This window comes from Bacteroides sp. AM54-2NS, from assembly GCF_003602935.1.
Taxonomy (GTDB): Bacteria; Bacteroidota; Bacteroidia; order Bacteroidales; family Bacteroidaceae; genus Bacteroides; species Bacteroides xylanisolvens.
Map to the genome: position 1 here is coordinate 18,426 of NZ_QTMZ01000026.1, position 15,821 is coordinate 34,246.

Here is a 15,821-nt window from a genome sequence, read left to right on the forward strand (position 1 = left end):
TATTTTTAGATTCTCCTTTTTATTTTATGGTAATACGTCCATCCAGTTTGGAGGTAATCGCTTTGCCTTCGGCAGTCTGTTTGCGTACATAATCAAGAAATAGTCCGCGTAAGGTTGCGTCTTCGGGGCATACTCTCTTTTCTGCCTGCAGGAAAGCATCCATCCGTCCATTTCCATCTGCCAGATAGTCGATAGTGGCCACCGTGTAAAGCTGGTCATCCTTTAGTGGTTTTTCACCGACAAAGGCGTTCAGCAACTTTCCATTTTTGGTGATTTCAAGGCGGATACCGCTCACTCCTTCTCCGTGCAGAGATGCAATCGCTTCAAAAAGACGTCTCAAGTCTGTTCCTTTCATAGTCAGTACGCAAAGAGAATTCTCAAAAGGAAGAATTTCAAACACATCGCCTACCGTGATATCTCCTTCGGGCAAGATATTACGCAAGCCGCCCATATTTACCAATCCCATATCAGCAGGTTTCCCCAACACCTGAACAGCCGCTTGCTGCAAAACACCTGCAACAAGGTTGGAAAGTAAACTTTCGGGACCTCCTTTGTCCATTTTCATCGCACTGGTGCCGATGACTTCATACATCATCGCATCCACCTTTTCCTTATAAGGCTTTAAGATTTCGGCAGCTTTCGCGTTGGGAATGGTGTCCCAAACAGAATCAATCGTTATCATGCTACCCTCTACTTTGGTTACTTCGTACTGTGCCGTAGTCTCGCGTGCGGTCCGGCAGGAAGTAAACAGGAAGCCTCCTGCAAACGTCGCCACCATCAGATACTTTACATAAGTCTGTTTCATGTTCGCTATTTTTAGATATGCCACAAATATACAAAAACATTTGGCTATCTGGCAAATAATTCGTTACTTTGCACCGCTTTCGCGCAATCGCTGTCAAGAGAAGAGATACTTGGTATGTTGCGTTGTAACGATGAAACAATTTAATAATAACAACAATGGATTTAATTAAAATTGCAGAAGAAGCATTTGCTACCGGAAAACAGCACCCGAGCTTCAAAGCAGGAGACACTGTAACAGTAGCATATCGTATTATCGAGGGTAACAAAGAACGTGTACAGTTGTACCGTGGTGTTGTTATCAAAATCGCCGGTCACGGAGACAAGAAACGTTTTACTGTACGTAAAATGTCAGGAACTATAGGCGTAGAAAGAATTTTCCCAATCGAATCACCGGCTATCGATAGCATCGAAGTGAACAAGGTAGGTAAAGTTCGTCGCGCTAAATTGTACTACCTGCGCGCTCTTACTGGTAAGAAAGCTAGAATCAAAGAAAAAAGAGCTAACTAATAAGCCGAACTTTTCGATTCGAAATAAAAAAGGGAACTTCATAATGAATGAAGTTCCCTTTTTTATTGCTACCATTCTCGCAAAGCTATTATCTGGGAAGTACATTTTCTCAACTATACTCACACCTGTGAGAAAAAATACTCATACCTATGAGAATATATTCCCATTAGTATGAGTATTATTTCTCATACTAGTGAGAATAAACCCTTTTCTGAATAGGCTGTAGATGCCTTGTAGATGGCGGAAAGGAATAATAAAACAAAGCCCCGAAAGTCATAGACTCCCGAGGCTTCATCACCTTTATTATAATAATGATATATTATTCTTTCAAATCTTTCAGTTCCCAAGCCAATGCACTGGCACCCAGTACAGCAGCATCAGAATCCTTCAATTCGGAAACGAGCAATTTCGTCTTACCTTTATAGATATTCAGGATATTATCATCAATGGCCTTCTGAATCGGTTTCATGATATAGTCACCGGACTTAGCCAAGCCACCGAACAATACAATGGCTTCAGGCTGGAGAATGCAATAGCATCCGCCAAAGCTTCACCCAAGATATTACCTGTAAATTCGAAGATCTCCTGTGCCAATTTATCTCCTTGTACAGCTGCGTCATATACATCTTTTGAAGTAATGTTTTCTGCAGGAATGTTACGAAGCAAGCTGGCATCCGTACGAGCGGCAAGGAATTCGCGAGCTGTGCGAGCTACACCGGTAGCCGAACAGTAAGTTTCCAGACATCCCTTACGTCCACAACCGCAAAGACGACCATCGCGACGAGCGATCACGTGTCCTAATTCGCCTGCAAAACCGTCATGTCCATATACCATCTGGCCGTTGATAACAATACCACTACCCACACCGGTACCCAGTGTAATCATGATAAAGTCTTTCATACCACGGGCAGCGCCATAAGTCATTTCACCGATAGCAGCAGCATTTGCATCGTTTGTCAAAGCAGTGGGGATACCCAGTCTTTCTTCAAACATGGCAGCCAACGGAAGAATTCCTTTCCAAGGCAAGTTTGGAGCAAATTCAATCGTTCCCGTGTAATAGTTACCATTCGGAGCACCGATACCGATACCTCTGATTTTATCAACGCCACCATTAGCAATAATCAATGGAAGCAGGCTTTTACACACTTCATCAGCGTATTCTTCTACTGTAGGATAACCAGATGTTTTGATTGAACTGCTGGCAATAATAGTTCCGCGTGCGTCTACAATTCCAAAGACGGTATTCGTTCCGCCTATGTCAATACCTACTACGTAGGGCTTTTCCATGTTTGAATTCATGATACTTTTATTTAAAAGGGTTAGTTAATCATTAAGTTTACTGCACACAAATTACGTAAAGAAGATTGAGTCTACAAAATGTTTTTCAAAAAAAGTTCAACCTCTTTGCAACTTTTCGTATCTTGCAGCCGTCTAATAGTAGAAAATTATTAGAAAACAGAATCTAAATAAAGAAAATTGTGATACAACTAACAAACGTCAACAAGACCTACAACAACGGAGCGCCTCTCCATGTACTTAAAGGTATCAATCTCAATATCGAACAGGGAGAATTTGTTTCCATCATGGGAGCATCCGGGTCTGGGAAATCAACTTTACTCAATATATTGGGAATTCTCGACAACTACGACACCGGAGAGTATTATCTGAATAACGTACTCATCAAGAACTTAAGCGAAACCAAAGCTGCCGAATACCGGAATCGCATGATCGGATTTATCTTCCAGTCATTTAACCTGATTTCCTTTAAAGATGCCGTAGAGAATGTAGCACTTCCTTTATTTTATCAAGGGATAAGCCGCAAGAAGCGAAATGCACTTGCCTTGGAATATCTCGACCGTCTGGGTTTAAAAGACTGGGCACATCACATGCCCAACGAAATGAGTGGCGGTCAGAAACAACGTGTGGCAATCGCACGGGCTTTAATCACCCAACCGCAAATCATTCTGGCAGATGAGCCTACAGGAGCTTTGGACAGTAAAACTTCCGTGGAAGTGATGCAAATTCTGAAAGATCTTCATAAGCTGGGAATGACGATTGTAGTTGTCACCCACGAAAGCGGAGTTGCCAACCAAACAGACAAGATTATACACATCAAGGACGGGGTTATCGAACGCATTGAAGATAATATCGACCACGATGCCTCTCCGTTCGGCAAAGACGGTTTCATGAAATAAGTATTAAGTAATAAGTATTAATTCCATGCGGTCGCAGCGCAGCTTAATACTTAATACCTAATACTTACTTATCACCTAATACTTAAAAAAATGATTGATATTTGGCAAGAAATATACAGTACCATCAAGCGTAACAAGCTAAGGACTTTTCTCACAGGATTTGCTGTGGCATGGGGTATCTTTATGCTGATCGTCCTGTTAGGCGCAGGCAATGGATTGATCCATGCATTCGAGCAATCGGCTTCCGAACGTGCCATGAACTCCATCAAGATTTTTCCGGGATGGACCAGCAAATCATACGATGGACTGAAAGAAGGAAGACGAGTGCAACTGGATAATAAAGACGTAGATGCTACCGACCATTATTTTCCGGACCATGTCATTAAAGCCGGAGCAACCGTGTGGCAAGGAGGCATTAATTTAAGCTTCGGGCAAGAATACGTCAGTTTGAATCTTTCCGGCGTATATCCCAACCATACGGAAGTAGAAGTGGTGAAACTCTTCAAAGGACGTTTCATCAATGAAATTGATATAAAAGAGCGGCGGAAAGTAATTGTGCTCCATAAAAAGACAGCAGAGATTCTTTTCGATAAAACGCATACCGAGCCTATCGGGCAGTTTGTCAATGCCGGTAATGTGGTTTATCAGGTAGTAGGGCTGTATAATGATAAAGGAGACAGCGGAGACAGCGATGCTTACATCCCCTTCACCACCCTGCAAACGATTTACAACAAAGGAGACAAGTTGAATAACCTTGTCATGACTACCAAAAACCTGGAAACGATAGAAGCGAATGAAGCATTTGAAGCTCATTACCGCAAGGTGCTGGGGGCTAATCATCGCTTTGACCCGACAGACCATAGTGCTATCTGGATTTGGAACCGGTTTACCAACTACTTGCAACAGCAGCAAGGCTCGAATATGCTACGCATCGCCATCTGGGTGATCGGTATCTTCACGCTGTTAAGCGGGATTGTAGGAGTGTCCAATATCATGCTGATTACCGTAAAAGAACGTACCCGTGAATTCGGTATCCGCAAAGCTCTGGGTGCCAAGCCGCTTTCTATTCTCTGGCTGATTATCGTAGAGAGTGTCACCATTACCACGATATTCGGATATATAGGTATGGTGGCGGGCATCGGAGTGACCGAATGGATGAATAACGCCTTTGGCAATCAGACAATGGATACCGGAATGTGGACGGAAACTGTTTTCCTGAATCCGACAGTAGATATAAGAATCGCCATACAGGCTACACTCACATTAATAATAGCTGGTACGTTAGCCGGATTATTCCCTGCCCGAAAAGCAGTCAGCATCCGACCAATCGAAGCACTTAGAGCAGATTAAGACTATGAGAATAGACATGGATACCTGTGAGGAAATCCTCATTACCATTACAAGAAATAAAACGAGAAGCCTGCTGACTGCATTCGGTGTTTTCTGGGGAATCTTTATGCTCGTCGCCCTGATCGGCGGCGGACAAGGACTGGAAGGCATGATGAAAAAGAACTTTGAAGGATTCGCAACCAACTCCGGCTTCCTTGCCGCACAGAAAACGGGCGAAGCTTACAAAGGTTTCCGCAAAGGCAGGTGGTGGAATCTGGAAGCTATCGACATCGAGCGCCTCCGTTCGCAAGTCAAAGATGTGGAGGTCATTACTCCTTCCATTGCCCGTTGGGGTTCCAAAGCTGTATACGAAGATAAGAAATACGATTGCAGCGTGAAAGGATTATATCCGGACTATCTCCACATCGAATCACAGGAAATGGCCTACGGCAGGTTTATCAACGAAGTGGATATACAGGAAGCGCGTAAAGTGTGTGTGATCGGAAAGCGTATCTATGAAAGCCTGTTCAAACCGGGAGAGGATCCTTGTGGAAAATACATACGTGTGGACGGAATTTATTATCAGGTGATCGGCATGTCTTCCTCCGAAGGGGATATGAACATACAGGGACGGGCTTCGGAAGCTGTCACCCTGCCTTTCACCACGATGCAGCAAACGTATAACTTAGGAGGACGGATCGACGTCATCTGCTTCACCGTGAAGCATGGAATCAAAGTGTCCGACGTACAACCGGAAATGGAACAGATTATTAAAGCTGCGCATTATATCGCGCCTAACGACAAACAGGCACTTATGTACCTGAATGCGGAAGCAATGTTTTCGATGGTAGACAATCTGTTTACCGGTATCAACATACTGGTTTGGATGGTAGGATTGGGGACTCTGTTGGCAGGTGCCATCGGCGTATCTAATATTATGATGGTAACCGTGAAAGAACGTACCACCGAAATTGGTATCCGCCGGGCAATCGGCGCACGCCCCAAAGATATCCTGCAACAGATTCTATCGGAAAGTATGGTGCTTACTACCATTGCAGGAATGTGTGGAATCTCTTTTGCCGTCATGGTGTTGCAACTGGTAGAGATGGGAGCAAACGCCGACGGAGGAGACGTCCGTTTTCAGGTTACCTTCGGACTGGCAATCGGCACTTGTGCTCTTCTGATCGCACTGGGAATGTTGGCAGGTCTGGCACCTGCTTATCGGGCTATGGCTATCAAACCGATTGAAGCTATTCGAGACGAATAAAGAGGTGCGAGGGATTTCAATTATTAATCGTAAACAATAAAAATATAAATAAAGTCATGAAAAAGTATCTGAAAATCACATTATTGGTAGTCATTGCTATCATTCTTGTCGGAACATTCGTATTCCTTTATCAGAAGTCTAAACCCAAGGTAATCACTTACGAAATAGTAAAACCGGAAGTCACTGACCTCCAAAAGACCACAGTAGCTACCGGAAAGGTGGAACCGAGAGACGAAATTTTAATCAAACCGCAGATTTCGGGTATTATCGACGAAGTGTACAAAGAAGCCGGACAAGCTGTGAAGAAAGGGGAAGTGATCGCCAAAGTAAAAGTAATCCCTGAACTCGGTCAACTGAATTCTGCGGAAAGTCGTGTGCGCCTGGCAGAGATTAATGCAACACAGGCAGAAACGGATTTTGCCCGCGTAAAGAAGTTATACGAAGATCAGCTGATTAGCCGGGAAGAATATGAGAAAAGTGAAGTAGCCTTGAAGCAAGCTCGTGAAGAGAGACAGACGGCTAAAGATAATCTGGAAATCGTAAAAGAAGGGATTACTAAAAACAGTGCATCGTTCAGTAGTACGATGATTCGTTCTACCATTGATGGGTTGATTCTGGATGTACCTGTAAAAGCCGGTAACTCTGTGATTATGAGTAACACGTTCAATGATGGAACCACGATTGCTACGGTAGCCAATATGAACGACATGATTTTCCGTGGTAATATTGATGAAACGGAAGTGGGACGTATCCATGAACAGATGCCGATCAAACTGACAATCGGAGCTTTGCAGAATCTGACTTTCAACGCCATTCTGGAATATATCTCTCCGAAAGGGGTAGAAACCAATGGTGCCAACCAATTTGAAATCAAGGCTGCAATTACCATTCCGGATTCCGTTCAGATTCGTTCCGGATATTCGGCTAATGCGGAAATCGTGTTGCAAAGGGCAAATCAAGTATTGGCAGTCCCCGAAAGCACTATTGAGTTTAATGGCGACTCTACATTTGTGTACATCATGACAGATTCAGTGCCCGAACAAAAGTTCCAGCGTACGCAGGTGACTGCCGGAATGAGTGATGGAATCAAGATAGAAATCAAGAAAGGAATAACTGCACAGGATAAAATACGGGGTGCAGAGAAAAAAGATAAATAATTGAATTCAATGAAAATAATTCGTAAAACCATATCAGCCCTTCTGCTTGCCGGGATCGGAATCACTTCTATCCAAGCACAGAACAACTCCCCGCAAGCATGGACATTGCGGCAATGTATCGACTATGCCATCGAGCATAATATAGAGATTCGTCAATCGACCAACAGTGTTGAAGCCAATAAAGTGAGTGTAAACACTAGCAAATGGACACGTCTTCCGAATTTGAGCGGTAGCGCCAGCCAAAACTGGAGTTGGGGACGTACTGCTTCTCCGATAGACAACTCGTATAGTGACATTAACAGTGCCAATACCAGTTTCAGCTTGGGAACCAATGTACCTATATTTACCGGTTTGCAGTTATCCAACCAATATTCACTTGCCAAGTTGGATTTAAAAGCCGCTATAGAAGATTTGAATAAAGCCAAAGAAGACATTGCAATCAATGTCACTTCCGCTTATTTGCAGGTTTTATTCAACCAAGAATTAAGTAAGGTTGCTCATAATCAGGTAGATTTAAGCAAAGACCAGCTAAAGCGCATCCAAGGGCTCCACGGAGTAGGTAAAGCATCTCCTTCTGAAGTGGCCGAAGCACAAGCCCGTGTCGCACAGGACGAAATGACTGCTGTACAATCAGACAATACGTACAAGTTATCATTATTAGACCTCACCCAACTTTTGGAATTACCTACGCCTGAAGGATTCGTGCTCGAAAGTCCTAAGGAAGAACTAGAGTTCGAATCTCTCACCCCACCGGATGATATATATACACAGGCTCTTGCTTACAAACCAAGTATTAAGGCTGCAGAATACCGTTTACAAGGTAGTCTTAATAGCATTCGTATTGCTCAAAGTGCATTCTATCCACAACTCTCTTTCAGCGCCGGTTTGGGTAGCAATTATTATACGGTGAGCGGAAGATCAGAAAACAGCTTCGGCAGTCAGATAAAGAACAACCTAAATAAGTATATAGGATTCAATTTGAGCGTTCCGATCTTTAATCGTTTTTCTACACGAAACCGAGTACGCACCGCTCGTTTACAACAAATAGACTTATCTTTGAGATTGGATAACGCAAAGAAAGTACTCTACAAAGAGATTCAGCAGGCTTGGTATAATGCTCTAGCTGCTGAAAGCAAGTACAACTCCAGTGAAGTGGCAGTGAAAGCCAACGAGGAGTCTTTCCGCCTGATGAGTGAGAAATTCAATAACGGCAAAGCTACCTTTGTAGAATATAATGAAGCCAAACTTAATCTGACGAAAGCTCTTTCGGATAAGTTGCAAGCTAAATACGACTATCTGTTCCGGACTAAAATTCTGGATTTCTACAAAGGACAGATCATTGAATAAAAAGAAATATATTTGAGTTTAGTATAGTAGTTCCTTCAAACATATCCGTTGGTTCATTCGTTATTATAGAAAGAACTAACGGATATGAAGTATTTTATCATCATAGTGATCGTAGTGATTAGTAATACATTTTTAGGAGTTGCTAAACCAATGAAAAATCAAGCAGAAATCTATTTTGCAGGAGGATGCTTCTGGGGAACAGAACATTTCCTGAAACAAATTCGAGGAGTAGAAAGTACTCAAGTAGGATATGCCAACAGTAATGTTGCCAACCCGAGTTATGAACAGGTCTGTTCAGGAAAAACCAATGCTGCGGAAACAGTAAAGGTGGTTTATGATCCTAAAACGGTAGATTTAAATTTGCTGCTCGATCTGTATTTCAAGACAATTGATCCTACCAGCCTCAACCGTCAGGGTAATGACCGGGGAACACAGTATAGAACCGGGATTTACTATGTAGATAAAGAAGATCTTCCTGTCATCAACCAGGCTATTAAACTATTGTCTGCACAATATAAGACTCCTATCGCTATAGAAGTAAAGCCATTGACTAATTTCTATCCCGCAGAGACTTACCATCAGGACTATCTGGATAAAAATTCTGGAGGATACTGCCACATCAATCCTGCTTTATTTGAAATGGCACGCAAAGCCAATGCACCGAAAACTAAAGTGTATCAAAAACCGGATGACTCAACCCTCCGCAAGGAACTGTCGGCGGAACAATATGCAGTAACCCAGAAGAATGCCACCGAACCGGCCTTCCACAATGAATACTGGAATGAGCACCGCCCAGGCATTTATGTTGATATTACCACCGGAGAGCCTTTGTTTGTTTCTACCGACAAGTTCGATTCGGGTTGCGGGTGGCCTAGCTTTTCCCAGCCGATTCAAAAAGATATCATCGCAGAGAAGAAAGATACTTCGCATGGCATGATACGTACGGAAGTGCGCAGTAAAACTGGGGATGCGCATCTGGGACATGTATTCACAGATGGTCCGAAAGAGAAAGGCGGATTACGTTATTGCATCAATAGCGCCTCCCTTCGTTTTATCCCGAAAGAGAAAATGAAAGAGGAAGGTTATGGAGAATATTTGCCACTCGTTAAATAGGCACCGCACCGGAAAGTAATACAAATCAATATAAGCTGTTTATCAGATAAACAGAACGGTGGATTTCCTCATAGGGCAATCCACCGTTTTTAATGCAGTTAAATTAAGAGAGAGAGAAGGAGTTTCACAACTCCTAATTTATTTTTATCTGCTGGCAGTCAGCAGAGTTGCTTCATTCGTTGCCGGAGTAGCCACGTTCATAGCCCAGTTCACACTAGATTCTTCAATCCATTTATCATTCCATTTATAGTTCATATAAGCTACCGGCATATTAGCGTCGTTCAATTCGTACACGCTCTTTTCAACAGATGCATCGTAAGCTCTGTGTGAGTCATTCCAACGTGCGTATACCAAAGTGATTTCATTAGAAGAATAAGTATAATCAATCTTGAAGTACGGCAGCCATTTGTCAGTGGAAGCGTCCCATTTGAAAGCCTCTTTGGTAGCCATTCTCTTTTGATCGTCATAGGTAAAATCATATTTCATGTGACGATAAAGAGAACCATCCAATCTGTAAATCACTTTCGACACCACGAGATCATCTACTTTTTCTTCATTAGTAATGAAGTTATTGTTTTGTGCCTTCACTGTTGCATTAGAGATACCTGCAAATACCATAGCAACTAAAACGATCATTCTGAATAATACTGTAGTTTTCATAATTGTATATTTTTTATTTGTTCAACATTCTGTTTTTTTGTTCTTCTGTTTATTAGACGGCTCAAGTGTCTCAAACGGTTGCAACATTCTGAACTTTTTTTCATTTTTCTTCGTTGTCCGCTTGCGACTATAGATATGCAACGAGCGTGCCAAAAAGATAACAAGCTAATAATCAGAAAGATTGCAAAACAGAGTGGTGTACGAAAATGAACAGTTGTACGCTTAGAATCGAACAACCAATTAAAAAAACAGTTTATATACTACGAAACAGAATATTGTCTACCTTTGCATCCGATAAATTATCAAAATCAAACGATGAAAAAGAACAGTAAGAAACATATTCTTCTGCTGTCAGCCAGTGGGGGTCTACTCATCTGTCTCATCAGTCTTTATTTAAGTCGCAACGCTCTCTTAAGAAGCATAGTCGACAAACGTACCTCCCATATTGAGCAAACTCACGGGCTACGTATTCATTACGATAATCTGGAAATGAATGGATTGAATGAAATCATCCTCGAAGGTCTCTCTGTTGTACCCGAACAACGAGACACATTACTGACACTCACATCCACTCGTGTCAAACTGAACTTCTGGAAATTACTAAGCAGAAAAATAAAAATACGTTATGTAGCCGCAGACGGAATTACACTTGCATTCACAAAGCGGGATTCCGTCGCCAACTACGATTTTCTTTTTAGAAAGAAACCAGAATATCTCACTCGAACGTCGCCACAAACGGCCCCCCAAACAAATTACGCAGAAAGAATCAACAAAATATTAAATTTATGTTATGGTTTTATGCCCGAAAACGGACAACTAAACAATATCTGTATCACGGAAAGAAAAAACAATAATTTTGTATCTCTCACTCTTCCTTCTTTTATCATTAAAGAAAATCATTTTCAATCCGTCATCACCATACAAGAAGACAGTTTTGCACAGCATTGGATAGCCAATGGTGAACTGCACCAACATTACAACTCATTAAAAGCAACGCTTTATTCATCTGATTCTCTAAAAGTTTCCATACCTTATATAACACGTAGATATGGTGCTAAGATAACCTTTGACACTTTATCGTATAGCCTGACGAAAGAAATAGGGTCTTCCAAACAAGTCTATCTCAAAGGAAAAGCAAGAGTGAACGGGCTGGACGTATTTCATAAAGCCCTCTCTCCTGAAATCATTCATCTCGATCGCGGACAACTCTGTTACGAGATGAACATAAACGGGCACTCATTTGAATTGGACAGTACCACCATTGTTGACTTCAACAAACTCCAGTTTCATCCTTATTTACGGGCCGAGAAGGAGAAGGGAAACTGGCATTTCACTGCAGCAGTCAACAAATCCTGGTTTCCGGCAGACGATCTGTTCAGTTCTCTGCCGAAAGGATTATTCAGTAATCTGGAAGGCATCAAGACAAGTGGCGAGCTGGCTTATCATTTTCTGTTAGACATTGATTTTGCGCAACTGGATAGTCTCAAACTGGAATCTGAATTGAAAGAAAAAGATTTCCATATCATAAGCTATGGAGCTACTTCACTCTCCAAAATGTCCGGTGAGTTCATTTACACAGCTTATGAGAATGGAGTGCCGGTACGAACCTTCCCTATCGGCCCTTCATGCAATCACTTTACACCCTTAGACAGCATTTCCCCCATTCTAAGAATGTCTGTCATGCAAAGCGAAGATGGAGCATTCTTTTATCATCGCGGTTTCCTGCCCGATGCCTTACGGGAAGCACTGATTTACGACCTGCAAGTGAAACGCTTTGCACGCGGAGGAAGTACGATCACCATGCAACTGGTAAAGAATGTATTCCTGAACCGTAACAAGAACTTTGCGCGTAAACTGGAAGAAGCATTGATTGTGTGGCTGATAGAGAATGAAAGACTAACTTCCAAAGAACGTATGTACGAAGTATATCTGAATATTGTAGAATGGGGACCGCTCGTTTATGGTATTCAGGAAGCGTCTGCTTATTATTTCAAGAAACGCCCTTCGCAACTGACCACGGAAGAAAGTATTTTCCTAGCTTCCATTATCCCGAAACCCAAGCATTTCCGCAGTTCTTTTGCAGAAGACGGACAATTAAAGGAGAATATGGAAGGTTACTACAAGCTGATTGCAAAACGTCTTGCACAGAAAGGAGTAATAAGTGAAATCGAGGCGGATAGTATCCGCCCCGATATCCAAGTTACGGGCGACGCCCGGAATAGTCTAGCCGGTGAAAAACCGAAGTCTAGTTCTCCTACCGCTGAGGAGCAATGAGATTGATATAAATAATAAAGGAATAGGTTATCTTCTTGAACTGCTGTTTCTTTCAGAAGAACGGGAAGAGCTTTGAGTGCTATTACTTCTCGTACTTCCGGAAGAAGAGCGTCTTTCTGTTTGTCCGCTGGAAACATTGCTCCGGGTAGAGCTACCGCTGCTTCGAGTAGAACTCGAACTACCGCTACTACGGCTAGAGGTAGTACTACTGCTACGGCTGGTAGTATTTTCACTACTGCGACTGGAAGAACTACGACTGGAGCTAGAACTGCCACGATTGGAACTAGAACTGCCACGACCGGAGCTACCACGACTGGAAGAACTATTGTTTCTATCAGAACTGTTATTTCTATTATAGGAACCACTACTATCGTTTCGCCTACTTGAACTTTCCCTTGAGCTGCGACTTGTCTTTCCACTTTCACGGTTGGAACCGCTACTTGTCGAACTTCCGCTTGTCGGTCTGCGATTAGAGCTTGAAGAACCGGAACTTGTTTCCGGACGGGGACGAGTCGACGTACCAGGTCGCGTTGTCGTTCCGGGACGAGACGTATCAGGACGAGTAGATGTGCTTGGACGAGACGTTCCGGGACGTGTTGTTGATGAACCCGGACGGGAAGAATTACCCGGACGTGTCGGTGCATTATGCGGACGAGTGGAAGTATTCGGACGGAACCGGACAGAACCAAAGTCCGAACGACGATAAGAGTGATATACTCTCTGATCTCTCACCCGGTGCGGTGCAGAGTAATGGTTGAAATTAGTATATCTTCCCCGATAGTAGCTTGTATGGTGAAAGTGTGGACGATAATGCGCTCCACAATAAGTACGGTAATGATAAGGCACACCAAAATAGAACAAGCTACGGTTCGGGTAATTGATGTAAACCCTGAAACTCCATTTCCCTCCGGTTACATAAATCGGCCGATAGAAATACTCGGCACCGAGAAACCGACGATACTGCGCATCACTCAATACCCAGCGAAGATCGTCGTTACGGATATCCAAAGCTTCATAATAATCATCCAATGCCCATTCGTAACCACGTGCTACGTAATCCATTATATTACGGACAGAATAAATAAAGTCGTAATTAATCTCATACGCATCATTATATTGCTGTGTACTCAAACTCAATTCATACGCCATCTTATCGGTAAGAAAACGTGTCTCCTTACGTACCTTGCTGGTGCTCATTCCAGCCATTACGGTCATATTGGCAGTCAGACCGACCGCAAAGAGTAAAAAAAGTATTCGTTTCATAATTCAATCTCCTATCATTTATTATTCCGATAATATTCCTCAATAAACATGCGTAACATATCTCTATAACCGTACAGTTAATAGTATCAACGCCGACCATACCCTATCACAAAATCATTCATCTTGTCCTTGCTGGAAGTAAATGTCAGGGTATTAATCACTGTAAAGAAAGCTTCTTTATCTACAATGCGGGGATACATTATCTTCATAATTTCCATCCGGTCATCGTCAAATGTATAAAGTTTGGTCAGTTGGAGACATTGGGCAGATGTAAAATCAGAACCGGCCAATGCAGCATTAAGCAACTTTATACGATCATCTTTAAAAGGCTCCTTCTTCATCTCATTATAAAACGTTTGAAAGAGCTGATCGTTCATGACCCTGTTGTAACCATATCCCGGGCGGTGTTCTCCTTGTCCCGGACGATGTCCCCCCTGTCCGGGGCGGTCGGGTCTTTCCGGATGCATGTTATCACGTCCGTCTACCCATATCTCTTTCACTCCCCTACCATCGAAATAAACATAGTCTTTATACAATTTTTCTCCTTTCCATACTCGCTCTCCCGGACGGGTAAAGCGGGTGGCATATACTTCAACAATATAATGTCCGGGATTCAAATTGGCTATAAAGCAGGTAGTAGTAGGCAAACTGATTTGGTTTCCTCCCAAGTAAACAAGTATCGGAGTGTTCCCACCGTCGATACGGATTCCGTTAACAGACTGCGCTTGTAAGGAAAGGGCAGCGAACAGGATGCAGAAACTTATTATAATCTTACGCATAACTTATCTCGTTTTTATTATTTATATCTTTAATCTGATACCACAAAAATAGGGTGAGGAAACTCCCCACCCCAATGATTCTCTCTATTCGTATGTAGGGAAATCCCTATTCTGTTTAGGAATCCGCCAAAACAATGCCATCCTCGTGCAAGGTAATCAGACGTTTCTTATACAAGTCGCTCACTCCTTTCTTAAAGGTTTTCTTGCTGACACCAAACGTATCGTAGATATCTTCCGCAGGACTTTTATCATTCAAGTTAATTCGTCCCCCGTGCTCTTTGATATAGTCTAGCAGCGTTTTCGAAAAATCGTCAATCTTTTCAAAACCGGGTTTCTGAAGAATCAAATCTACTTTACCATCTTCACGCACCTGTTTCACAAAAGCTTTCATTTCCATCCCTGTCTCCAACGGACAGAATATTTCATTTTCATACAACAAACCGCTATACATATCATCTATAATTGCCTTAAAGCCTAAGTCCGTCTTCTGCCAGATAAGAATATTCACCTCTGCTCCCGGAGCATATTCCGGCTTTTCTTTCGACAGATAACGTTCCACTTTTGCTGAAGCCACAATACGGTAACTCTCTTCATCCACATGTGCATGAACCACGTATTTCCGTCCAACCTGCATTTTCATCTTCTGCTCACGGAACGGCACAAATAGGTCTTTCATCAATCCCCAGTTCAGGAAAGCTCCGTATTGATTTACCCAGGAGACTTCCAGACAAGCAAACTGTCCGACCTGCACTAACGGGGTCAGTGTCGTAGCAATCAGCCTCTCATCCATATCCAGGTAAAGAAACACATTCAAAAAATCTCCTATCTTACAATCCTCGGGCACATAGCGGGTAGGCAACAAAATCTCACCTTCTTCCCCACCATCGAGATATACGCCGAAATCGACTTCCTTCACGACTTCAAGCTGGTTGAACTTTCCTAATTCGATGCTCATATTCTTATCTATTATATTATATAAGCAGCAAAGATAATCTATTTTGAATAGATCCCTCAATCTGTCAGCTATAACTTTTCGTTATCGAGAAAAACTATTTGCAATGAACAATCTGCGTTCTAATATGTTAACTTTGTAGCGACAAAAAGAAAGAGTAAATTATTCACCTTT

Annotated in this window: 13 protein-coding genes and 1 pseudogene; 8 read left to right on the forward strand and 6 right to left on the reverse strand. The window is 42.5% G+C overall.

Annotation, left to right across the window (positions count from 1 at the left end; genetic code table 11):
- Nucleotides 1-19: 19 nt before the first annotated feature.
- Nucleotides 20-805: a 5'-nucleotidase gene (locus tag DXA05_RS16145; RefSeq protein ID WP_004307002.1), complete on the reverse strand. Its 786-nt coding sequence runs from the start codon at nt 803-805 to the stop codon at nt 20-22.
- Between the two features lie 155 nt (nt 806-960).
- On the opposite strand from DXA05_RS16145, the gene rplS reads away from it, so the two are divergent.
- Complete coding sequence (gene rplS / locus DXA05_RS16150) at nt 961-1,311, forward strand: 50S ribosomal protein L19 (RefSeq protein ID WP_004296199.1); 351 nt, start codon at nt 961-963, stop codon at nt 1,309-1,311.
- A gap of 319 nt (nt 1,312-1,630) precedes the next feature.
- Here rplS and DXA05_RS16155 read toward each other — a convergent pair.
- Nucleotides 1,631-2,610 (reverse strand): annotated as a pseudogene (locus DXA05_RS16155) (ROK family protein).
- Between the two features lie 179 nt (nt 2,611-2,789).
- Here DXA05_RS16155 and DXA05_RS16160 point away from each other — a divergent pair.
- From DXA05_RS16160 to msrB, 6 genes are all read left to right on the forward strand, one after another.
- Entirely contained in the window at nt 2,790-3,506 is a 717-nt protein-coding gene (locus tag DXA05_RS16160) for an ABC transporter ATP-binding protein (protein ID WP_008026229.1), read from the forward strand.
- Between the two features lie 90 nt (nt 3,507-3,596).
- Nucleotides 3,597-4,856, forward strand: coding sequence for an ABC transporter permease (locus DXA05_RS16165; protein ID WP_008026227.1), 1,260 nt, complete (start codon nt 3,597-3,599; stop codon nt 4,854-4,856).
- Between the two features lie 4 nt (nt 4,857-4,860).
- Nucleotides 4,861-6,102 carry an ABC transporter permease gene (locus DXA05_RS16170; protein ID WP_008644985.1) on the forward strand — a complete coding sequence of 414 codons (1,242 nt, stop codon included), beginning with the start codon at nt 4,861-4,863 and terminating at the stop codon, nt 6,100-6,102.
- A 56-nt stretch (nt 6,103-6,158) separates the two neighbouring features.
- Nucleotides 6,159-7,259, forward strand: coding sequence for an efflux RND transporter periplasmic adaptor subunit (locus DXA05_RS16175; RefSeq protein WP_008644983.1), 1,101 nt, complete (start codon nt 6,159-6,161; stop codon nt 7,257-7,259).
- A gap of 9 nt (nt 7,260-7,268) precedes the next feature.
- Nucleotides 7,269-8,606 carry a TolC family protein gene (locus DXA05_RS16180; protein ID WP_008026224.1) on the forward strand — a complete coding sequence of 446 codons (1,338 nt, stop codon included), beginning with the start codon at nt 7,269-7,271 and terminating at the stop codon, nt 8,604-8,606.
- An 84-nt stretch (nt 8,607-8,690) separates the two neighbouring features.
- Complete coding sequence (msrB, locus tag DXA05_RS16185; protein WP_128859383.1) at nt 8,691-9,719, forward strand: peptide-methionine (R)-S-oxide reductase MsrB; 1,029 nt, start codon at nt 8,691-8,693, stop codon at nt 9,717-9,719.
- A gap of 144 nt (nt 9,720-9,863) precedes the next feature.
- Here msrB and DXA05_RS16190 read toward each other — a convergent pair whose 3' ends face one another.
- On the reverse strand, nt 9,864-10,379 hold the full coding sequence (locus DXA05_RS16190) for a DUF3836 domain-containing protein (RefSeq protein ID WP_128859384.1): 516 nt from the start codon (nt 10,377-10,379) through the stop codon (nt 9,864-9,866).
- 315 nt (nt 10,380-10,694) lie between these two features.
- Here DXA05_RS16190 and DXA05_RS16195 point away from each other — a divergent pair, with 315 nt between their 5' ends.
- Nucleotides 10,695-12,653: a biosynthetic peptidoglycan transglycosylase gene (locus DXA05_RS16195; RefSeq protein ID WP_128859385.1), complete on the forward strand. Its 1,959-nt coding sequence runs from the start codon at nt 10,695-10,697 to the stop codon at nt 12,651-12,653.
- Between the two features lie 27 nt (nt 12,654-12,680).
- On the opposite strand, the gene DXA05_RS16200 is transcribed toward DXA05_RS16195, so the two are convergent.
- The 3 genes from DXA05_RS16200 to DXA05_RS16210 form a co-directional block, all read right to left on the reverse strand.
- Nucleotides 12,681-13,916: a hypothetical protein gene (locus DXA05_RS16200; RefSeq protein ID WP_004314990.1), complete on the reverse strand. Its 1,236-nt coding sequence runs from the start codon at nt 13,914-13,916 to the stop codon at nt 12,681-12,683.
- A gap of 86 nt (nt 13,917-14,002) precedes the next feature.
- Nucleotides 14,003-14,695 carry a DUF4476 domain-containing protein gene (locus DXA05_RS16205; RefSeq protein ID WP_128859386.1) on the reverse strand — a complete coding sequence of 231 codons (693 nt, stop codon included), beginning with the start codon at nt 14,693-14,695 and terminating at the stop codon, nt 14,003-14,005.
- Between the two features lie 115 nt (nt 14,696-14,810).
- On the reverse strand, nt 14,811-15,650 hold the full coding sequence (locus tag DXA05_RS16210; protein ID WP_128859387.1) for a S1-like domain-containing RNA-binding protein: 840 nt from the start codon (nt 15,648-15,650) through the stop codon (nt 14,811-14,813).
- Nucleotides 15,651-15,821: the final 171 nt, after the last annotated feature.

What these genes read in the sequence shown, in the direction of transcription:
- DXA05_RS16145 (WP_004307002.1), bottom strand. Translation starts at nt 805, where the DNA reads ATGAAACAGACTTATGTAAAGTATCTGATGGTGGCGACGTTTGCAGGA.
- rplS (WP_004296199.1), top strand. Translation starts at nt 961, where the DNA reads ATGGATTTAATTAAAATTGCAGAAGAAGCATTTGCTACCGGAAAACAG.
- DXA05_RS16165 (WP_008026227.1), top strand. Translation starts at nt 3,597, where the DNA reads ATGATTGATATTTGGCAAGAAATATACAGTACCATCAAGCGTAACAAG.
- DXA05_RS16170 (WP_008644985.1), top strand. Translation starts at nt 4,861, where the DNA reads ATGAGAATAGACATGGATACCTGTGAGGAAATCCTCATTACCATTACA.
- DXA05_RS16175 (WP_008644983.1), top strand. Translation starts at nt 6,159, where the DNA reads ATGAAAAAGTATCTGAAAATCACATTATTGGTAGTCATTGCTATCATT.
- DXA05_RS16180 (WP_008026224.1), top strand. Translation starts at nt 7,269, where the DNA reads ATGAAAATAATTCGTAAAACCATATCAGCCCTTCTGCTTGCCGGGATC.
- msrB (WP_128859383.1), top strand. Translation starts at nt 8,691, where the DNA reads ATGAAGTATTTTATCATCATAGTGATCGTAGTGATTAGTAATACATTT.
- DXA05_RS16190 (WP_128859384.1), bottom strand. Translation starts at nt 10,379, where the DNA reads ATGAAAACTACAGTATTATTCAGAATGATCGTTTTAGTTGCTATGGTA.
- DXA05_RS16195 (WP_128859385.1), top strand. Translation starts at nt 10,695, where the DNA reads ATGAAAAAGAACAGTAAGAAACATATTCTTCTGCTGTCAGCCAGTGGG.
- DXA05_RS16200 (WP_004314990.1), bottom strand. Translation starts at nt 13,916, where the DNA reads ATGAAACGAATACTTTTTTTACTCTTTGCGGTCGGTCTGACTGCCAAT.
- DXA05_RS16205 (WP_128859386.1), bottom strand. Translation starts at nt 14,695, where the DNA reads ATGCGTAAGATTATAATAAGTTTCTGCATCCTGTTCGCTGCCCTTTCC.
- DXA05_RS16210 (WP_128859387.1), bottom strand. Translation starts at nt 15,650, where the DNA reads ATGAGCATCGAATTAGGAAAGTTCAACCAGCTTGAAGTCGTGAAGGAA.